Source organism: Janibacter sp. HTCC2649 (assembly GCF_000152705.1).
Lineage (GTDB): Bacteria > Actinomycetota > Actinomycetes > Actinomycetales > Dermatophilaceae > Knoellia.
Genome location: NZ_CH672413.1, coordinates 1,212,580 through 1,232,094 on the forward strand (window position 1 = coordinate 1,212,580; position 19,515 = coordinate 1,232,094).

The window sequence follows — 19,515 nt, forward strand, 5'->3', positions numbered from 1 at the left end:
AACCCTGACCTGCGAAAACGGCGTATGCCGGGTGCTCACCTCGCGGTGAGCACCCGGCATACGGGGTGGTTCTGGGGTGAAGCGTCAGGCCTTGGCGGGCTCTTCGGTCTCGGTCTCGACGGCCTCGTCGGAGAGCTCCTCGACGTCGGCCTCGTCCTCGAGCTCGGGCTCGACGACCTCGGCCTGGGGAACGAGCTCGTTGAGGTCGATCGACTTGCCGGCGGTGTCGGTGACGACCGCCTTCTCGAGAACGGCGGCCAGCGCCTTGCGGCGGGAGACCTCCTGGACCATGGCCGGGACCTGGCCCTGCTGGTCGATGGCCTGGGCGAACTGGTTCGGGTCCATGCCGTACTGCTGCGCGCTCATGATGAGGTACTCGATGAGTTCGGGCTGCTCGACCTCGATCTCGAGCTTCTCGGCGAGAGCGTCGAGCAGGAACTGGCCCTTGAGCGCCTTGCGGGTGCTCTCGTCGACCTCGGCGCGGTGGGTGTCGTCCTCGAGACGGCCCTCGCCCTCGAGGTGGCTGTTGACCTCGGCCTCGACGATGCCCTCGGGCACGGCGACCTCGGTGACCTCGAGAAGGTGCTCGAGGACCTTGTCACGGGCCTGGACGCCCTGCTCGAACTTCTTGGCCTGCTCGGCCTGCGTGACGATGTCGGCGCGAAGCTCCTCGAGCGTGTCGAACTGCGAGGCGAGCTGGGCGAAGTCGTCGTCGAGCTCGGGGAGCTCGCGGACCTTGACGGACTGGACGGTGACGGTGCAGTCGGCGTCCTGGCCCTCGTTGTCGCCACCGGCGAGCGGAGCGGTGAAGGTCTTGGTGTCGCCGGCGCTGGCGCCGATCACGGCGTCGTCGAGGCCCTCGAGCATGTTGCCCGAGCCAACCTCGTAGGTGACGCCCTCGACGCTGTCGATGTCCTCACCGTCGATGACGGCCTTGAGGTCGATGGACAGGACGTCGCCGGTCTCGACGGCGCGCTCGACGGCCGTGAGGGTGCCAAAGCGCTGACGGAGCGAGGTGAGGCGCTCCTCGATGTCCTCGTCCGTCGCCTTGACCTCGTCGACCTCCACGGCGATGCCGTCGAGCTCGGGGAGCTCGATCTCGGGGCGCACGTCGGTCTCGACGGTGAACTCGAGGTCCTGGCCGTCCTCGAGCGGGACTGCGGTGACGTCGACGTCGGGCGAGCCGATGGCCTTGATGCCCTCGTTGTCGACGGCCTCCGCGAAGAAGCGCGGGAGGGCCTCGTTGACGGCCTCCTGCACGACGGCGCCACGGCCGACGCGCTGGTCGATGATGCGAGCGGGAACCTTGCCCTTGCGGAATCCGGGGATCTGGATCTGCGATCCGATCGTCTGGTACGCCGCGTCGAGGTCAGACTTCAACTCGTCGAACGGCACCTCGACGATGAGCTTCACCCGGGTCGGGCTGAGGGTCTCGACGGCACTCTTCACTTCAGGCACTCCACAAGGTGTTGGGATCACGGGATGATTGCAAGGCCTGCGCCTCGCGGGTGAGATCAGGATCGGCGCGTCAGAACACGGCATACCGAAGAAATCACACTCGCGAACATGCTAACGGCACTCGCCACGTGGGCCGAATCGTCTCCTCGTAACGGCCCATGGCGACCTTTGCCGCAGGTAGCGTCCCCGGAGCGGCCCGAACGGGCCAGCGACCCTCGAGGAGATCATCCATGTCACGACGTCTCATCCGTCCTGCGCTCGGCGTCATCGCGCTCGCAGCGTCCACCTTTGCCGTTTCTGCTCCCGCCACCGTGAGCGCAGCCTCGGCTCCCTCCCCCGCCGTCGCCGCCTGCGACCCCGCCGGTTCGACCTCGGCTGCCCGCGTCCGCGATGACGCGAAGGGCGCCAAGGAGCCCGAGCTCTACAGCAAGAACGAGGCCAACGCGTACGGCGTCATCAAGGACAGCCCGACGATGGCCGACGGCTCGGTGACGATCCCGACCATCTTCCACGTCGTCTCCAAGGCCCAGCTCGACGCGGCCGGCGAGGCCCGGATGACGAAGATGATCACCGACCAGGTCCAGGTCCTCAACGACTCCTACTCGGGCGCCACGGCCGCCGACGCTGCCAACACCCCATTCCGCTTCGACCTCACGAAGACCACGTGGACGGTCAACCCGGTCTGGAACACGGTCACCCCGGGCAAGGTCGAGCGCGACATGAAGAAGGCGCTCTACGAAGGCGACTCCAAGACCCTCAACGTCTACGTCGCGGACATCGGTGACGGCCTCCTCGGTTGGGCCTACTTCCCCAAGGGCTACAACAACGGTCGCGACTTCATCGACGGCGTCGTCATGCTCGATGAGTCCATGCCCGGTGGCACCGCTGGCAAGTACTCCCTCGGCGACACCCTCACCCACGAGGTCGGCCACTGGCTGATGCTCGACCACACCTTCAACAAGGGCTGTTCGGCCGCTGGCGACTACGTGGCCGACACCCCCCGCGAGGCGCAGCCGCAGTTCAACTGCCCGGTCGGCGCCGACACGTGCACCGCTCCGGGCCTGGACCCGATCCACAACTTCATGGACTACTCGCAGGACTCGTGCATGAACATGTTCACGAAGGGTCAGGCCGAGCGCATGAGTGACGCCTGGCTCGCGTTCCGCGCCTGACGGCTCGGGAACACCCAGACACAGGAAAAGGTATGCCGCCCGCTCTCCGTGAGCGGGCGGCATACCTTTCGTTGGAGCGGGCGACGAGAATCGAACTCGCGTAGTCAGTTTGGAAGACTGGGGCTCTACCATTGAGCTACGCCCGCGCGCTCGTCAGCCGTCGACCTCGATCGACTGGTTCGGAGCAGGCACAAGACTAATGGCCTCGTCCGCGGGATCCGAAATCGGCCCGCATGTTCACGTGTCGCGGACGTTGATCCGCGGTCGGATACAGTGCGGACGAACGGGCTGTAGCGCAGCTTGGTAGCGCGCTTCGTTTGGGACGAAGATGTCGCAGGTTCAAATCCTGTCAGCCCGACTTCTGCCCGTCTCTCGGGCCGCTGGAACCCCCGAGCTCACCGGCTCGGGGGTTTCCTGCTCCCTACGCCTTGGTCAGGGCGAACTCGTGGATGCTGCGGCCGGCCCGAAGCCCCTTCGCCTCGAAGCCGTGTCGCGGTCGCCAGGACGGCCGCTCTCCCTCGGTGACCTGCCACCCACCGTGGTGAGCGACCTGCTGACGGACGTGGGCGGCATACACCTCGTGGTCCGTGGCGATGCGCAGCACGCCACCGGGCTCGAGCCGATCGGCGACCAGGGTGAGCGTGTGCTGCTGCACGAACCGGCGCTTGGCGTGCTTGCCCTTGGGCCACGGGTCCGGGAAGAACAGGTGCACGCCGGCGAGGGAGCCGCTCGGGATGCGGTCCTTGAGGAGCTCCATGGCGTCGTCGACCTCGACCCAGAGGTTGGTGAGCTCGAGGGATTCGGCGTCGGAGAGCATGCGGGCGACTCCGGGCACGTGCACCTCGGCAACGATGAGGTCGTGCTCCGGGTGGGAAGAGGCGTAGGCGACCGCCGCGGCGCCGTAGCCGGAACCGACTTCCAGCACCACCGGCGCGGTGCGGCCGAACCAGAGCTGCGGGTCCAGCGGTCCCTCCGCCGGGATGTCGTGCGCGGGCAGGAGTCGCTCCATCCGCTCCTCGGTCAGGGGCGTCTTGCGCCACCGAGGGGTGTATGAGCGGACGCCCTCACGGGGCGAGTGATCGAGGGTCGAGCGAGTGGGAGACACTCATTGAGGCTAACTCGGGTCGATCGAGGCCTTCGCCACGAACCTGCCAATCGGCTGATTTCGTCGGCGTGGTGCTGCTACGGTCCCGGATGGGTGTGCTATCCACCAACAACTTTGTCATGCCCTCGTGCACCCGGCGTGAAGGCGCCAGCCTCAGAAGGGAAGCCCCGTGACCGAGCCGGTGACGGCTGAGGAGACTCCGCCACACGACATCCCCTGGTACTCCATCGACGAGTGGTCGCTGCGACGCAAACTCGCGTTGGCCCTCGCGATCCCGGTCCTGTTGGCAGCGACCTTCGGTGGCCTGCGCGTCACCAGTGCCACGAGCGAGGCGCAGTCCTTCTCACGCCTGGAGTCCAAGGTCGCCGTGCTCCAACCGGCGGTCCGCCTCGTCGACAGCTCGTCGGCGGTCGCCGTCGCCGGACGATCCACGGACGAGGCAGCCGTCAACCGGGCCCGGGCCACCTTGGACACGGCCGTGAAGGACGTTCGCAGCGTCATGCGCACGGCGGGACTCTCCGACGAACAGGTGACCGCGCTCGACCAGGCGGTGGCATCAGCGCAGACAGTGCGCAACTCGACTGCCACCGTGCCCGCCGAAACCGTCGCTGACCAGTTCGCCGAGGTGGTGGCACCTGTGACGGTCGTGCTGGGCGAGCTCACCTCGGAGACCTCCGACACCCGACTCACCTCGGTGCGTGACGTCCTCGCCGGACAGCTGGCCCTGACGAAGCAGCGGCTCCTCACGGCGAAGACCGGTGCCACCGTTGATCAGATCGCCCTCGGCAACGCCATCGGCGAGGAGGCGACCGCGATTGCCTCCCTCGCAGGCAACCTCGGGGCCAATGACACGTTCGTGGATGCCCTCCTGACAGGCAACGAGCTCCGCCTCGCCGCCGCCCCCACCGTCTCGCAAGGCACGGCAGCGCTCCCCCGCGAACGGGAAGCCGTGAGCGTCTACACGACTCTCGCCAAGCAGATCAACGGCCAGGTCGTCGACACCATGCGTGAGAAGGCCAGCGAAGGTCGGCGGGCAGCCATCCGCGACGCCGTCGCCACGATCGGTCTGCTCGTCGCCGCGATCGCCCTGGCGCTCGCCGTCGCCCGCCTCCTGCTCGACCCCATCACCCGGGTGCGCCTCGGCGCCCTCGACGTGGCGCATGAACGCCTGCCGACCGCGCTGCGTCAGATCCGGGCCGGCGAGGAGCCAGCTGCGATCGAACCGCTGCCGGTCCACACCGGCGAAGAGGTCGGCCAGCTCGCCCGCGCCGTCGACGTCCTCCACGCCGAAGCCATCTTCCTCGCGACCCAGCAGGCACGACTGCGTGAGCAGGTGAGCGCCATGTTCGAGACGCTCTCCCGCCGCAGCACCTCCCTCATCAACCAGCAGCTCGGCCTCATCGAGAACCTCGAACGCGACGAGGACGACCCGCGTCGCCTCGAGAACCTCTTCCGACTCGACCACCTCGCCGCCCGGATCCGACGCAACGGCGAGAGCCTGCTCGTCCTCGCCGGAGCGGCGCCCCGCAGCGGCGCAGGGCAGGACCTCCCGCTCGGTGACGTCGTGCGCGCGGCGGTGTCCGAGGTGCAGGACTACCAGCGCGTGCGCCTGGCCGTCAGCGACCTCGTCATCCAGGCCGGCGCGGCGCCCAACCTCATCCACCTCTTCGCCGAGCTCATCGACAACGCCCTGTCCTACTCACCCCCGGACAGCACCGTCACCGTCGCCAGCGTCCGCGGCGTGGACGGCGGCACGCTCGTCGAGGTCAGCGACGACGGCCTGGGCATGACGCCCGAGGCAGTCGCGAGCGCCAACGAGTCACTCGTCACCGGTGGCGAGGTCACGACCGAGACCGCCCGACGCATGGGCCTTTACGTGGTCGGACAGCTGGCCATCCGCCACGACGTCACCGTCCGGATCCGGCCCAACCCCGAGTCCACCGGCACCATCGTCTCGGTCTTCCTCCCGGCAGCCCTGCTCGCGTCCGGCCGAGGAGCAACCACTGCGCCGGCAGCGAAGACGGGCGAGGTCAGCACGGCGGACGTGGCGGGCAGGGCGGGCGTGGAAGGCACCGCCGAGGGCGCCGACCCGGCATACACCGGGTCCGCGACGCCGATGGGTTCCGGTCTGCCACGGCTGGGGAACCTGACCGCCGTTCCCAACCTCGACTCGACGATCGATGAGCGCTCCCAGCAGGGCGGTCTGGGCGGGGCTGCTTCCACCGCGACCCCGACGACCCTCCCGCACATGAGCGTGGTTCCTCCGGTGGCCCCGCAGGCGCCGCGCGCAACGGGATCCGGGTTGCCCCGACGGCAGCCCGGTGCGGCCGGTGGACCCGGGTCCACCCCTCCGCGACCCGCCTGGGCCAACGGCTCCAGTGCTTCCTCGTCCGGCGCGCCGAGCGCGCCCGACGCGCCCACGCCCAGTGCCACTCCTGACCCCACGCGAGAGCCGGAGACGGCATCCCCCGCCGCCCTCCACGACCCGGCCGAGCAGCAGGAGACGAGCGGCGAACCCGTTGTGTCACGCCAGCCCCAGTCCATCCGTGACCTTGTCCCGGCACCGGTCGCGGAGACGCCGATCTTCCGCCAGCTGCAGACGAGCTGGCTGTCCGACACCGACAATGCCGACCTGCCCTGGGCTTCCGACGAGATCGACCAGGGGTGGCAGGCAGCCGAGCGCGCCGTCTCGGCCGAATCCGCCGGCCGGTCCCGATCCGGCCTGCCGATGCGCCGCCCGGGCTCGACGCTCGTGCCGGGTCAGGTCGGGCAGGGCGCCAACAGCGCCGTCGCCCGTGACCCCGAGGCGATCCGCGCCCACCTCAACCGCCATCTCGCGGGAGTGCGGCGCGGGCGGGCCAGCAGCGGCACCGGCGACGCCCAGGGCACGAACGAGTCCAGATCCGCGAGCAACTCCGGGTCAACACTGCTGGATGAGGAGAGGGACCGATCATGAGCGACTCCACCCCCGGAGCCCCGCGACGCAACCTCGACTGGGTCGTGTCCAAGTTCGTCGACGACGTCGCCGGTGCCACCCACGCGATCCTCGTCTCCGCAGACGGTCTCCTCGTTGCCGGAAGCGCCCGGCTCCCTGCCGACCGTGCCGAGCAGATGGCGGCCGTCTCGTCGGGACTCGCGAGCCTGGCGACGGGCGCCGCGCAGCTCTTCGACGGCGGGACGGTGATGCAGACGGTCATCGAGATGGAGCAGGGCTACCTCCTGCTCATGAGCGTCGGCGACGGGTCGAACCTCGCCGTCCTCACGTCCGGGGCCGCCGACATCGGCCAGATCGGCTACGAGATGGCCCTCCTGGTGCAGCGTGTCGGGCCGATGATCCAGGCCGAGGCCCGCGGCACCCGCACCTACTGATCGAACTGACCTGAGTGAACTGACCTGAGTGAACTGACGAGGATCTGAGATGGCCCACCACCGCGACGAGGACGAGCACGTGCCGACTGCCGGCATCGTGCGTCCCTATGCGCTGACCTCTGGACGGACGCAGTCATCGGTGCACCTGCCCGTCGAGGCGATGGTCCAGCAGCTGCCCCGTGCCCACCAGCGCGAGTGGGCCGGACACGACCAGCTCGACCGGATCGTCCTGGCCTGCGAGGAGCGCACGTCGGTGGCCGAGATCGCCGCGAAGGTCGGACTCCCCCTGGGCGTCGTCCGGGTCCTGCTGGGCGACCTCATCGAGGACGGTTACCTCGAGACCGCCGCCGTCACCCTCACGGACTCCTCGACTCTCAGCGAGCGCAAGGACCTCATCGAAAGGACCCTCCGTGGACTTCGGGCCATCTAGCGCGTCCACGGGCGCCGCCTCGACCAAGATCGTCGTCGCTGGCGGCTTCGGGGTCGGCAAGACCACCCTCGTCGGCGCCGTGTCCGAGATCGTGCCGCTGCGCACAGAGGCGCTGGTCACCAAGGAGTCCACTGGGGTCGACGACCTCGCGAACACGCCGCTGAAGTCGACGACCACGGTGGCCATGGACTTCGGTCGCATCACCCTCGGCGACGACCTGGTCCTCTATCTGTTCGGCACTCCGGGGCAGCGTCGGTTCTGGTTCATGTGGGACGACCTGGTGCGTGGCGCGATCGGCGCCGTCATCCTGGTGGACACCCAGCGGCTCGACGAGGCGTTCGCCGCCGTCGACTATTTCGAGGCCAAGGGGTTGCCGTTCATCGTCGCCGTCAACGAGTTCGACGGTGCGCAGCGCTTCCACGTCGAGGACGTGCGTGAGGCGCTGGCGCTGCCTCCCAGCATCCCCGTACTCGCCATCGACGCGCGCGATCGTGAGTCGGCGAAGGCTGCGTTGGTCCGAGTGACCGAGTACGCACTCGACCAGATCATCGGCGGCCGAGAGTCCGCACCCGCCTCGCACTACTGAGGCCCCAAACCACTTCGTGCCCCGCACGGACACACCCACATCCACTTCGTGCCCCGCACGGACACACCCACATCCACTTCGTGCCCCGCACGGACACACCCTCCGATGTCCGTGCGGGGCACGAAGACGCCCGACCCCCTCCACACCCAGACCGATGTCCGTGCGGGGCACGAAGACGCCCAACCCCCTCCACACCCAGACCGATGTCCGTGCGGGGCACGAAGACGCCCAACCCCCTCCACACCCAGACCGAGGTCCGTGCGGGGCACGAAGACGCCCAACCTCCCCCATACCCAGACCGAGGTCCGTGCGGGGCAGCAAGCCGGTTGAGGGTCCGTAGGCCTCAGGAGCGGACGATGACGAACACGGCGCGGTCGTCGGCCTCGCCGGAGCGAGCGGACGAGACGACGGCGTCGGCGACGGAGTCACCACGTCGGATCATCGCCTCGGAGGCTGCACCGAGCATGCGGTCGGTGCCCTCGGACAGGTCGTGACCGCGCGACTCGATGATGCCGTCGGAGTAGATCATCAGCGCGTCGCCCATGGACAACGTGCCGTGGGTGCGGGCGAAGGTGACTCCCTGCATGATGCCCAGCACCGGACCGCGGCCACCCTCGAGGATGTCCCAGTTCCCGGTGCCGAACGAGTAGCGCACGGGCGCGGGGTGGCCGGCGTTGCCAACCGAGAACTCGCCGGTGTCGAGGTTGATGTCGACGTGGACAGCGGTCGCGAAGCCTTCCTCCCAGCCCTGGCGCACCAGGTAGCGGTTGGCCTCGCACAGGAAGTTGACCGGGGACAGCGAGCCGAGGAGGGCGCCGAGCGCACCGGAGAGGAGCAGCGAGCGCGTCCCGGCCTCACGACCCTTGCCGCTGACATCGACCAGCGCAACCTCGAGGTGGCGGCCGCCATGGGTCCGCTCGGCCACCATGAAGTCGCCCGAGAAGCCCTCGCCATAGGCGGACCGCACGGCCGACTCCGCGGTCCAGCCGTCGGGCAGTCCGGGGAGACGGGCGGAGCGGGCGATCCGGTCGCGCAGCTCGACGAAGAGGTTCTCGCCGTGGAACCCGATGGAGCCGACCCGGACCCGGGAGGACGCGACGATGACCATCATGGCCATGATCGCGAACATCGACGAGACGATGAGGGTCCTGGCCATCGCGGTGCCCGACAGCCGCGGGATGGTCATCGCGATCCCGATGCCGATGACGATGTAGAGACCCACGAGATGGCGGTGCGGCAGGTAGAGCCCGCTGAGCAGGATCAGTGGCGCCAACGTCGCAATCGGAACTCGGGTCGGCCAGCTCATGACGAGCACCACGAAGGTCAGGGCGATGAGGGCGAGGACCGCGAAGACGATGCGGTCCCGACGTGGTCCCGACGCGGCGACAGTGCCGCCAAGGCGACGCGTGAGCGTCGTCGGAGCCCTGCGTGCGAGAACGTCCGTAGCCACCAGCTTTACTCCTGTCGTGGACTGCGTGCGAATCACACTAACCCACGAGTAGCCACCGGCGAAAGGAGTCGGGAGAAAGCGCGTCAGGGCAGATCAGGCAGGGTTTTGGTGTCCTCGTAGGCGCTCACCATGTCGATCCGGCGCTGGTGCCGTTCCTCACCCGAGAAGGGGGTCGCGAGGAAGGTGCGCACCATGGAGCGCGCCTCCTCGACGGTGTTCATGCGGCCCCCGATGGAGATGACCTGGGCGTTGTTGTGTTCGCGCGCAAGCTGGGCCAGCTCGTCGTTGTAGCAGAGCGCGGCCCGCACACCGGCGACCTTGTTGGCGGCCATCTGCTCACCGTTGCCCGAGCCGCCGAGGACGACACCGAGCGAGCCCTCGTCGGTGGCGACGGCCTCGGCCGCGCGCAGCACGAAGACGGGGTAGTCATCGAGCGGGTCGAGGTCGAAGGGACCGTGGTTGGTCACCTCGTGCCCTTCGGTCCCGAGGAACGCGATGAGGTCCTGCTGCAGCTCGTATGCCGCGTGGTCGCCGCCGATGTGAACGCGCATGTCTGGTCGTGCTCCTGTGTGTCGGTGGGTCAGTCGAACTGCGGGCCGGCGGTGCGGCTGCGCTTGATCTCGAAGAAGCCGGGCGTGCCCGCGACGAGCACGGTGCCGTCCCAGAGCTTGCCCGCGGCCTCACCCTTGGGTGCCGGGGTGACGACGGGGCCGAAGAAGGAGACGCCGTCGACGGAGATGACCGGCGTGCCGACGTCGTCACCGACGAGATCCAGAGCCTTCTGGGTCGAGGCGCGCATCTGCGGGTCGTACTCGTCCGTGGCGGCGAACTTCGCGAGGTCGGCGGGGAGCCCGGCCTTCTCGAGGCCCTTGGCGATCGCCTCGTCGAAGTCCTCGACACCACCGGGGTGGATCGCGGTCCCGATGGCGTCGTAGAGCGGCTTGACGACCTCTTGGCCGTGCAGCTCGCGCGCCGCGGTGACGACCCGGGCGGGACCCCACCCTCGGTCCATGAGCTCGCGGTACTGCGGCGGGAGCTCCCGGCCCTCGTTGAGCACCGCGAGGCTGAAGGGATGCCACGTCACATCGACGGGGCGGACCTGTTCGACCTCACCCATCCATCGGGACGTCATCCATGCCCACGGGCACAGCGGGTCGAACCAGAACTCGGCGGTGTGACGCTGCTCGTCGCTCATGCGCTCATCGTGCCACTCCCCCGGCGGCCTTCGAACGCCGAGTCCGCGTGCGAGGATGAACGCGATTCCACAACTGATTCTGTACCCCCGCACACCAGGAGATCCGCCGTGCCCGGCAAGAACCTCACCCGCGTCGAGGCCGAGGAGCGCGCCGCGCTCGTCTCGGTGCAGTCGTATGCCGTCGAGCTCGACCTCACGACGTCCGAGACGACCTTCGCGACGACGAGCACGATCACCTTCACCTCGACCGAGGGAGCCGCGACCTTCGTCGACTTCCTCGGTGAGTCGATCGACAAGGTGACCCTCAACGGCGAAGGGGTGGAGCCGGCATACGACGGGTCCCGTCTTTCGATCAGCGGGCTGGCGGCACAGAACGAACTGCGCATCGAGGCCACGGGCAAGTACATGAACACGGGCGAGGGCCTGCACCGCTTCGTCGACCCGGTCGATGACGAGGTCTACCTCTACAGCCAGTTCGAGGTCCCGGACTCGCGTCGCATGTATCCCGTGTTCGAGCAGCCCGACCTCAAGGCGCGCTTCACGTTCACGGTGACGGCCCCGAGCCACTGGCAGGTGCTGTCCAACTCCCCCACGCCGGAGTCGACGCCGACCGACCGCGACGGTGTCGCGACGTGGGCCTTCACGCCCACCGAGCCGATCTCGAGCTACATCACCGCACTCGTCGCCGGTCCCTACGACGTCGTGCGTGACTCGCTGACGAGCCGCCGTGGCGAGGTCCCCCTCGGCATCTTCTGCCGCAAGTCGCTCACGCAGTTCCTCGACGCCGACAACCTCTTCGACCTGACCAAGCGCGGATTCGCGTTCTTCGAGGCCGAGTTCGACCAGGAGTACCCGTTCGAGAAGTACGACCAGATCTTCACGCCCGAATACAACATGGGTGCGATGGAGAACGCCGGCTGCGTGACGTTCAACGAGATGTACGTCTTCCGCTCCAAGGTCAGCGACGCCCTCATCGAGCGCCGTGGCCTCACCGTCCTTCACGAGCTCGCCCACATGTGGTTCGGCAACCTCGTCACGATGAAGTGGTGGAACGACCTCTGGCTCAACGAGTCCTTCGCCGAGTGGGCGTCGACGACCGCCCAGTCCGAGGCCACCCAGTGGACCGAGGCCTGGACGACCTTCGGCACCCACGAGAAGGACTGGGCCTACCGCCAGGACCAGCTCTCCTCAACCCACCCGATCGTCGCGCCGATCCGCGACCTCGAGGACGTCGAGGTCAACTTCGACGGCATCACCTACGCCAAGGGCGCCTCCGTCCTCAAGCAGCTCGTCGCCTACGTCGGGCGCGAGCCGTTCCGCGACGGGCTGCGCGCCTACTTCGCCAAGCACAAGTGGAGCAACACGACCCTCGATGACCTCCTCGACGACCTCGAGGCGACGTCGGGTCGCGACCTGCGCACCTGGAGCAAGGCCTGGCTCGAGACCGCCGGCGTCAACACGCTGCGCCCGGTCATCGAGGTCGATGACCGTGGCCTCATCTCGGGTGCGGTCATCGAGCAGACCTTTGCCAAGGGCTTCGAGACGATCCGCCCCCACCGTCTTGCCATCGGCCTGTATGCCGTGGAGCTGGGTGGCAAGGGCGGCGCCCGTCTCGTGCGGACCGACCGTCTCGAGCTCGACCTCGTCGGCGAGCGCACCGAGGTCTCCGAGCTCATCGGTCGCAAGCAGCCCGACCTGGTCCTCGTCAACGACGACGACCTCACCTACGCCAAGATCCGTCTCGACGAGCGCTCCCTCTCGACCGCCATCGAGCACGTGCGTGGCTTCGAGAGCTCGCTCCCGAAGTCCCTCGTCCTCGCGTCGGCGTGGGACATGACCCGCGACGCCGAGATGAGCGCCCGGACCTTCGCCGACCTCGTGCTCGAGGTCCTGCCCGGCGAGTCCGACTCGACCCTCATCCGCACCCTGGTCGCTCAGCTCTCGAGGGCAGTCAACCTCTATGTGGCTCCCGAGAACCGTGACGAGACCCGGCGCTCGACACTCGCCAAGCTCTGGGATGCCGCGAAGTCGGCCGCGCCCGGCAGCGATGCCCAGCTCCAGCTCGTCACCACGGCAGCCGGCTTCACCACGACGGGTGACGACACGGCATACCTGCGTGGTCTTCTCTCGGGCACCGAGAGCCTCGACGGACTCACGCTCGACACGGACATGCGGTGGACGCTGCTCACCGGTCTCGCGGGGGCGAACGCCCTCGAGGACGGTGAGATCGATGTCGAGCTGACGCGCGACGCCACGGCCACAGGTCGCGAGCGGGCAGCCCGGGCACGCGCTTCGGTGCCCACGCCAGAGGCGAAGGAGGCGGCGTGGAAGGCCGCCATCGAGGACGACGGTCTGTCCAACTCGATGGTCGATGCCTACAGTCTCGGCTTCGGTCGCACGGGTGACGTGAGCGCGCTCCAGCCGTTCGTCGCTCGCTACCACGATGTGCTGAAGTCGTTGCAGGACAAGGGTTCCATGGCGCTCGTCGAGTCGATCGTCGTGGGCTTCTATCCGCGCGGTCTGGCCTCGGTCGAGCTGCGTGACGCCACGCAGGCCTGGCTCGATGCCAACACCGACTCCCCTGACGCGCTGCGCCGGATCGTCGCCGAGAACCGCGACCCCATGACGCGCGCCCTCGCGGCGCAGGAGCGTGACGCCCAGGCATGACCGAAGCCGACCTCGCCAAGACCCTGGTGACCGCCGACCGGATCCAGGAGTGGCTGCTCACGGACGGTCTGCGGATCCTGCTCACGCTGGCCCTCGCCGTCATCGTGCGCTGGCTGCTGCACCGGCTCATCGCGCGCGTCGTGAAGACGATGACGTCCAAGACGACCGCGCGCGACGACGAGGGGCGTGACCGCTCCCTGACCGGCAGGCTCTTCGCCGAGGCGTCGGCGACCGCGCGAGCGCGCCACCAGCAGCGGACGGCGACCCTTGGGTCGTTGCTGCGCAGCAGCGTGACGTTCGTCGTCGGGCTCGTCGCGATGCTGACGGTGATGGCGCTCGTCGGGATTCCCCTCGGCCCCTTGCTCGCCTCGGCCGGTGTCGGGGGTGTGGCTCTCGGGTTCGGTGCGCAGAGCCTCGTCAAGGACTTCCTGTCCGGGGTGTTCATGATCCTCGAGGACCAGTACGGCGTCGGTGATGTCATCGACACAGGTGAGGCCATCGGCACCGTCGAGGAGGTGTCGCTGCGGGTGACTCGCCTGCGCGACGCCAACGGCGTCACCTGGTACATCCGCAACGGCGAGATCATCCGGATCGGCAACCTCAGCCAGCACCGGGCCACGGCGATCGTCGACGTGCCCGTCGCCTATGACGAGGACGTCGCTCACGTCACCGCCGTCATCAGCGACGCGGCTGCGGCGATGGCCGCAGACAAGGCGTGGGAGGGGCGGCTGCTCGACACCCCCAAGGTCGCCGGCATCGAATCCATCGTCGGCCAGACGATGACGCTGCGGGTCCTGGCCGAGGCATCACCGAGCGACAAGGTCGACATCCAGCGCGAGCTGCGACAGCGCATCAAGTCGGCCCTCGACGTCGCTGGCGTCAAGGCACCGCCGATGAACCCCTTCGGAGGGCCCCGACCGTGAGCTTCTACGAAGAGGTCGGCGGCGCTGCGACGTTCGAGCGCCTCGTCCACGCGTTCTACGTCGGTGTCGCGGCAGACCCCGAGCTGCGGGCGCTCTACCCCGAGGAGGACCTCGCCCCGGCCGAGCGGCGGCTGCGGATGTTCCTCGAGCAGTACTTCGGTGGACCCAACGCCTACAGCCAGGAGCGCGGCCATCCGCGGTTGCGGATGCGGCACGCGCCCTACCCGGTGACGCTCGACATGCGCGACCGGTGGATGCGGCACATGATCTCGGCGATGGAGACGCTGGACCTGCCCGAGGCCCACGCCGAGGCCATGCGCGACTACTTCATGCGCGCGGCGCACATGCTCGTCAACACCGACGAGGCGCCGACGCTGGCGCCATCGGCCGGTGGCCCGTCCTCCTCCCCCGTAGACCCCGAGGGACGCCCGACCCTCTGACGATCAACTTCGTGCCCCCAACGGACACCTCGCCTGCGCTCCCCGCAGCAGGTTGCTGCCATGGGGTAGGACTGGTGGCATGACCGAAGAGTCGCTGCTCGCACCCCTCCCCGACCATGCGAAGTCCTTGCTCGAGCGCAATGCCTACCTGACGCTCGGAACTGTTGGGGCCGATGGACAACCGTGGACCTCGCCGGTCTACATGGCGGCCGACGGGCTCGCCGACTTCTACTGGGTGTCGAACCGGGCCTCGCTCCATTCGGTCAACGTCGAGGCTCACCCCGAGGTGAGCCTCGTCGTCTTCGACTCGACCGTTCCGGCGTACCACGGACGTGCGCTGTATGCCGTGGGCACGGCTGCCGTGGTCGACGAGACCGAGCTGGAGCACGGGTTGCGTGTCTATCCTGGTCCGCCGTCGCGTGGTGGCAGCGTCATGGCCCTCGAAGACGTGACTGGCGAGTCTCCCTACCGGCTCTATCGGATGCGGGCGAGCCAGGTCTGGGTGCTGTGCCCGCGTGGACCCCGACAGCCCTGCCCCCGCCACGGCCGCGCGGAGGACCACCGCGAGCTGGTGCACCCCTGAGCCGTCTTCGTGCCCGGCACGGACCACTCGCTGACGCTCGCCGTCCGTGCGGGGCACGAAGTCGAGGGGTGGGGATGTCGCGGGCGGACGGCATACGGAAGCATGGGGTAGGTGACTCAGAACACCACCGCCGCCGCCCAACTGCACCCCGCCGACCCGGCTGACGCGCCGTGGTGGCGCGACGCCGTGATCTATCAGATCTATCCGCGGTCGTGGGCCGACTCCGACGGCGACGGCATCGGCGACCTGCCCGGGATCACGGCCCGGCTCCCCTACCTGCGCGACCTCGGCGTCGACGCGATCTGGCTGTCACCGTTCTACGTCTCGCCGATGCACGACGCGGGCTACGACGTCGCGGACTACCGCAACATCGACCCGATCTTCGGCTCGCTCGACGACGCCGACGCCCTCATCGCCGGTGCCCACGACCTCGGGCTCAAGGTCATCGTCGACCTCGTGCCGAACCACTCCTCGAGTGCGCACGAGTGGTTCCAGGCGGCGCTGGCCGCGGAGCCCGGGAGCGCCGAGCGGGGTCGCTACATCTTCCGCGAGGGCAAGGGCGAGAACGGCGAGGAGCCGCCCAACAACTGGCCGTCCGTGTTCGGTGGCAACGGGTGGACCCGCGTCACGGAGGCTGATGGGACGCCCGGCCAGTGGTACCTCCACATCTTCGACACCACCCAGCCCGACTACGACTGGACCAACCCCGAGGTCGGCGACGAGTTCGCGTCGATCCTCGAGTTCTGGTGCGAGCGTGGCGTCGATGGCTTCCGGGTCGACGTCGCCCACGGCCTCGTCAAGGAAGAAGGTCTGCCCGACTGGGACGGCCCGCTCCAGATGCTCGACAACTCCGACGCCGCATTGCCTTCGGGCGAGGACGAGCCGATCCGCGTCCACGAGGCCGGCCCCGGCGCCAAGCCGCCGATGTGGGACCAAGAAGGCGTGCACGAGATCTATCGCCGTTGGCGGTCGCTGCTCGACAAGCAGCCCTCTCCCGAGCGGATTCTGTGCGCCGAGGCGTGGGTGAAGCCGGAGAGCCAGCTGGCCCGCTACGTCCGCAGCGACGAGATGCACCAGGCCTTCAACTTCGACTTCCTCGACACCCACTGGAACGCCGAACGGTTCCGCAACGTCATCACGACCTCCTTCGAGGAGAACGATGCGGTCGGCGCTCCGACGACGTGGGTGCTGTCCAACCACGACGTGGTCCGTCACGCGTCCCGGCTCGGCCTCGACCAGTCCCTGCCGCGCCCCAACGGCATCGCCGCCGACCAGGCCCAGCCCAATGCCGAGCTCGGCCTGCGCCGGGCCCGTGCGGCCACGATGTTGATGCTCGGCCTGCCCGGCAGCGCCTACATCTATCAGGGCGAGGAGCTCGGGCTCCCCGAGTCGACCGACATGCCGGACGAGTTCCGTCAGGACCCGACGTTCCACCGCACCGAGGGCAAGGAGATCGGGCGCGACGGTTGCCGGGTGCCGATCCCCTGGGTGCGCGATGCGCCCAGCCTGGGCTTCGGGCCGAGCGACAGGACGTGGCTGCCTCAGCCCGAGTCCTACGGCGCGTATGCCGTGGACCAGCAGGCCGGTGTCGCCGGCTCCACGCTCGAGCTCTATCGCTCGATGCTGGCGGCACGGCGAGAGGCCGGTCTCGGACTGGGCTCGGCCGCCTGGCACGAGCTCTCCGGTGGTGACGTCATCGCGTTCGTCAACGCGTCCGCCGACGACTCGCGCCGGACGCTCGTCCTCGTCAACCTCGGCGCGGAGCCACTGGTCCTGCCCGCAGGCACCGTCGTGACCCACCAGTCCGAGGACCTCACCACTGAAGGGCACGTTCCGACCGACGTCGCCGTCTGGGCAAGGATCTGACGCCATGGCACGGGCATCGGAGTTCGCCTACTTCGACCACGTCGGACCCATCGGGATGGCACATCGTGGCGGTGCGGCATACGGGCCGAATGTCGGTCTCGAGAACACGATGGGTGCCTTCCGTCGTGCCGTGGCGATGGGTTATGGCTACCTCGAGACGGACGTCCACGCCACCGCTGACGGGGAGCTCGTGGCCTTCCACGACACGCACCTCGACCGCACCACGGACAGCGTGGGAGCCATCATTGACCTCCCGTATGCCGCGGTGCGCGAGGCGCGGATCAACGGCACCGACCCCGTCCCCCTGCTGACGGAGCTGCTCGAGGAGTTCCCGACGACGCGCCTCAACATCGACATCAAGGCCGACGCCGCACTCGACCCGACGATCAGCACGATTCGGCGGCACAACGCCATCGACCGCGTGTGCATCGCGTCGTTCAGCGAGCTGCGGGTGCGCGCTGCTCGGCGGGCCCTCGGTCACTCTTTGGCGACGGCTGCGGGGCAGGTCGGAACGGGTGCGCTGCGCTACGCCCCCGGGCCGTTGTCGCGGTGGCTGCACACGCCCGCGCCGGTGCTCCAGATCCCGGTGGCTCACCGCATGCGCGGACGCGAGATCACGCTCGTGACACCGCAGCTGGTGTCGGTGGCCCATCGTCTGGGCAAGCAGGTGCATGTGTGGTTCCACTCGTGGAGCGACGAGTCCACGACCGAGATGCACCGCCTCCTCGACATGGGTGTCGATGGCATCGTCACCGATCACATCGCCAGGCTGCGCGACGTGCTGGCCGAACGCGGCCACCCACTGACCCCGGCCGCCTGACCCGGTGTCGGCGCCGAACAGCACAACCTCACCGACCCGCGGAGGCGTCTTCGGACCGGAGTATGCCGCTCTCACCCTGGCACTTCTTTCACTCATCTCGGTCATCGCCTTTGAGGGCATGGCTGTCTCGACGGCGATGCCCGAGGTCGCTCTCGAGCTCGATGCCGTCCGGTCGTACGGGTTGGCGTTCTCGGTCATGCTCACCACCCAGCTGCTCGGCATCGTTCTGGCAGGGGTGTGGTGCGACCGCTCCGGGTCCCTGCCGTCGTTGCTGACGGGGCAGGGTCTGTTTGCGGTGGGCTGTGCGATCTGTGGGGCATCGACGGACTTCGCGCCGTTCCTCGTGGGGCGAGCGGTGGCGGGGCTCGGGGCTGGGTTGACCTTCGTCGCCGCCTTCGTCCTCATTGGGCGGACCTATCCCGAAGCGTTGCGGCCCAAGGTGTTCAGCGTCATCAGCGCTGCGTGGGTTCTCCCCTCCCTGATCGGCCCGGTGATCGCCGGATGGGTGACGAGCACGTGGTCGTGGCGCTGGGTCTTCTGGATGGTCATCGCACCGGTGGCCGTGGCCCTGGTCGTGCTGCTCATCCGGAGGAGCCAGATCCGCGCCGCTGACTCAACCGTCGACGCCTCGAGCCGTGACCACGGCACGCACGTGCGCGCGGCCTGGCTGGGGCTCGGCATCGCGGTGTCCGCCGGCGTCATGCAGTGGGGCACGCACGAACTCGAGCTGACGTGGTCGGCCCAGACGGTCGCGGCGCTCGTCGGGCTCGTGGGGGTGTTCCTATGCGCACCTCGGCTGCTGCCTCCGGGGACGTTCACAATGCGACGCGGGCTGTCGTCCGTGATGATCAGCCGCTTCTTCCTGCCGTGTGCGTTCTTCGGCACGATCACCTACATCCCGCTCATGCTCACCGGCGAACGCGGACTTTCACTGGCCCAGGCCGGGTCCGTCTTGGCGATCGGCTCCATCGGCTGGTCGCTGGGGTCGTGGATCCAGGGGCGTGACCGCTTCTCCGGGGTGCGCGATCGGCTCGTGAGCCTCGGTGGTGGTGCGCTGGCCGTTGGGCTGGCCGGGGTCGTGCTCGTGACCTGGGCCGGCTGGTGGCCGTGGTTCATCGCGGCGCCGCTCGCCGTCGCTGGAATGGGGATGGGCATGGGTACGGCGAGCCTGTCGGTCCTCGCCCTGTCACTCACCGCTCCGTCCGATCACGGGTCGGCGTCATCCAACCTCCAGTTGTCGGACGTGCTCGGCTCGGTGATCGGCATCGCCGCCACGGGTGCCGTGTTCGCCGCGCTGCACACGCGCGCCGGCGAGGACGTGCCCGCCTTTGTCGCGATGTGGCTCGGCACATCGGTCGTCGCCACCCTCGTCATCGTCGCCGGCCGCCGCATCCGCACCTGACGCAACGTGATGGAGCCAAAGGCGCGGTATGTCGCGCCTTTGGCCCCAT

General features: G+C 68.7%; 17 protein-coding genes and 2 tRNA genes. 13 read left to right on the forward strand and 6 right to left on the reverse strand.

All coding sequences use genetic code 11. The annotated features are described in order from the left end of the window. Window positions 1-84 precede the first annotated feature (84 nt). Window positions 85-1,449 carry a trigger factor gene (tig, locus tag JNB_RS05770; protein WP_009775483.1) on the reverse strand — a complete coding sequence of 455 codons (1,365 nt, stop codon included), beginning with the start codon at window positions 1,447-1,449 and terminating at the stop codon, window positions 85-87. A gap of 239 nt (window positions 1,450-1,688) precedes the next feature. Between tig and JNB_RS05775 the strand changes: the two genes are divergently transcribed. Continuing rightward, complete coding sequence (locus JNB_RS05775; protein WP_009775484.1) at window positions 1,689-2,630, forward strand: zinc metalloprotease; 942 nt, start codon at window positions 1,689-1,691, stop codon at window positions 2,628-2,630. Between the two features lie 72 nt (window positions 2,631-2,702). On the opposite strand, the gene JNB_RS05780 is transcribed toward JNB_RS05775, so the two are convergent. After that, a tRNA-Gly gene (locus JNB_RS05780) sits at window positions 2,703-2,776 on the reverse strand. Between the two features lie 138 nt (window positions 2,777-2,914). Between JNB_RS05780 and JNB_RS05785 the strand changes: the two genes are divergently transcribed. Further along, window positions 2,915-2,988 (forward strand) — tRNA-Pro (locus JNB_RS05785). Between the two features lie 63 nt (window positions 2,989-3,051). Here JNB_RS05785 and trmB read toward each other — a convergent pair. Next, on the reverse strand, window positions 3,052-3,735 hold the full coding sequence (gene trmB / locus JNB_RS05790) for a tRNA (guanosine(46)-N7)-methyltransferase TrmB (RefSeq protein ID WP_009775485.1): 684 nt from the start codon (window positions 3,733-3,735) through the stop codon (window positions 3,052-3,054). Between the two features lie 169 nt (window positions 3,736-3,904). Here trmB and JNB_RS05795 point away from each other — a divergent pair, with 169 nt between their 5' ends. From JNB_RS05795 to JNB_RS05810, 4 genes are read left to right on the forward strand one after another with little or no spacing between them, the layout of a single operon-like run. Further along, window positions 3,905-6,691, forward strand: coding sequence for a sensor histidine kinase (locus JNB_RS05795; RefSeq protein ID WP_009775486.1), 2,787 nt, complete (start codon window positions 3,905-3,907; stop codon window positions 6,689-6,691). After that, the gene (locus JNB_RS05800; RefSeq protein WP_009775487.1) at window positions 6,688-7,104 is read left to right on the forward strand and encodes a roadblock/LC7 domain-containing protein; all 417 of its coding nucleotides are present in this window, start codon (window positions 6,688-6,690) and stop codon (window positions 7,102-7,104) included. Before JNB_RS05795 ends, JNB_RS05800 begins: the two co-directional genes overlap by 4 nt. A gap of 49 nt (window positions 7,105-7,153) precedes the next feature. Beyond that, window positions 7,154-7,534, forward strand: a complete 381-nt coding sequence (locus JNB_RS05805) for a DUF742 domain-containing protein (RefSeq protein WP_009775488.1) — start codon at window positions 7,154-7,156, stop codon at window positions 7,532-7,534. Further along, window positions 7,515-8,120: an ATP/GTP-binding protein gene (locus JNB_RS05810; RefSeq protein WP_009775489.1), complete on the forward strand. Its 606-nt coding sequence runs from the start codon at window positions 7,515-7,517 to the stop codon at window positions 8,118-8,120. The genes JNB_RS05805 and JNB_RS05810 overlap by 20 nt, the downstream gene beginning before the upstream one ends. 343 nt (window positions 8,121-8,463) lie before the next feature. Here JNB_RS05810 and JNB_RS05815 read toward each other — a convergent pair whose 3' ends face one another. From JNB_RS05815 to JNB_RS05825, 3 genes are all read right to left on the reverse strand, one after another. Then, complete coding sequence (locus tag JNB_RS05815; protein ID WP_009775490.1) at window positions 8,464-9,570, reverse strand: PP2C family protein-serine/threonine phosphatase; 1,107 nt, start codon at window positions 9,568-9,570, stop codon at window positions 8,464-8,466. Window positions 9,571-9,653: 83 nt separating this feature from the next. Next, window positions 9,654-10,121: a ribose-5-phosphate isomerase gene (locus JNB_RS05820; protein WP_009775491.1), complete on the reverse strand. Its 468-nt coding sequence runs from the start codon at window positions 10,119-10,121 to the stop codon at window positions 9,654-9,656. Window positions 10,122-10,150: 29 nt separating this feature from the next. Beyond that, window positions 10,151-10,765: a DsbA family protein gene (locus JNB_RS05825; protein WP_009775492.1), complete on the reverse strand. Its 615-nt coding sequence runs from the start codon at window positions 10,763-10,765 to the stop codon at window positions 10,151-10,153. A 108-nt stretch (window positions 10,766-10,873) separates the two neighbouring features. Between JNB_RS05825 and pepN the strand changes: the two genes are divergently transcribed. The 7 genes from pepN (at window position 10,874) to JNB_RS05860 (ending at window position 19,466) form a co-directional block, all read left to right on the forward strand. Beyond that, on the forward strand, window positions 10,874-13,432 hold the full coding sequence (pepN, locus tag JNB_RS05830; protein WP_009775493.1) for an aminopeptidase N: 2,559 nt from the start codon (window positions 10,874-10,876) through the stop codon (window positions 13,430-13,432). Beyond that, a complete protein-coding gene (locus JNB_RS05835) occupies window positions 13,429-14,355 on the forward strand; it encodes a mechanosensitive ion channel family protein (protein WP_009775494.1) in 927 nt (308 codons plus the stop codon). Before pepN ends, JNB_RS05835 begins: the two co-directional genes overlap by 4 nt. Further along, window positions 14,352-14,795 carry a globin gene (locus JNB_RS05840; protein WP_009775495.1) on the forward strand — a complete coding sequence of 148 codons (444 nt, stop codon included), beginning with the start codon at window positions 14,352-14,354 and terminating at the stop codon, window positions 14,793-14,795. Before JNB_RS05835 ends, JNB_RS05840 begins: the two co-directional genes overlap by 4 nt. Before the next feature lie 79 nt (window positions 14,796-14,874). Further along, window positions 14,875-15,378, forward strand: coding sequence for a pyridoxamine 5'-phosphate oxidase family protein (locus tag JNB_RS20330; RefSeq protein ID WP_009775496.1), 504 nt, complete (start codon window positions 14,875-14,877; stop codon window positions 15,376-15,378). A 111-nt stretch (window positions 15,379-15,489) separates the two neighbouring features. Further along, window positions 15,490-17,244: a glycoside hydrolase family 13 protein gene (locus JNB_RS05850; RefSeq protein ID WP_009775497.1), complete on the forward strand. Its 1,755-nt coding sequence runs from the start codon at window positions 15,490-15,492 to the stop codon at window positions 17,242-17,244. A gap of 4 nt (window positions 17,245-17,248) precedes the next feature. Beyond that, a complete protein-coding gene (locus tag JNB_RS05855; RefSeq protein WP_009775498.1) occupies window positions 17,249-18,064 on the forward strand; it encodes a glycerophosphodiester phosphodiesterase family protein in 816 nt (271 codons plus the stop codon). A 4-nt stretch (window positions 18,065-18,068) separates the two neighbouring features. Next, window positions 18,069-19,466, forward strand: a complete 1,398-nt coding sequence (locus JNB_RS05860; RefSeq protein WP_009775499.1) for an MFS transporter — start codon at window positions 18,069-18,071, stop codon at window positions 19,464-19,466. Window positions 19,467-19,515 lie beyond the last annotated feature (49 nt).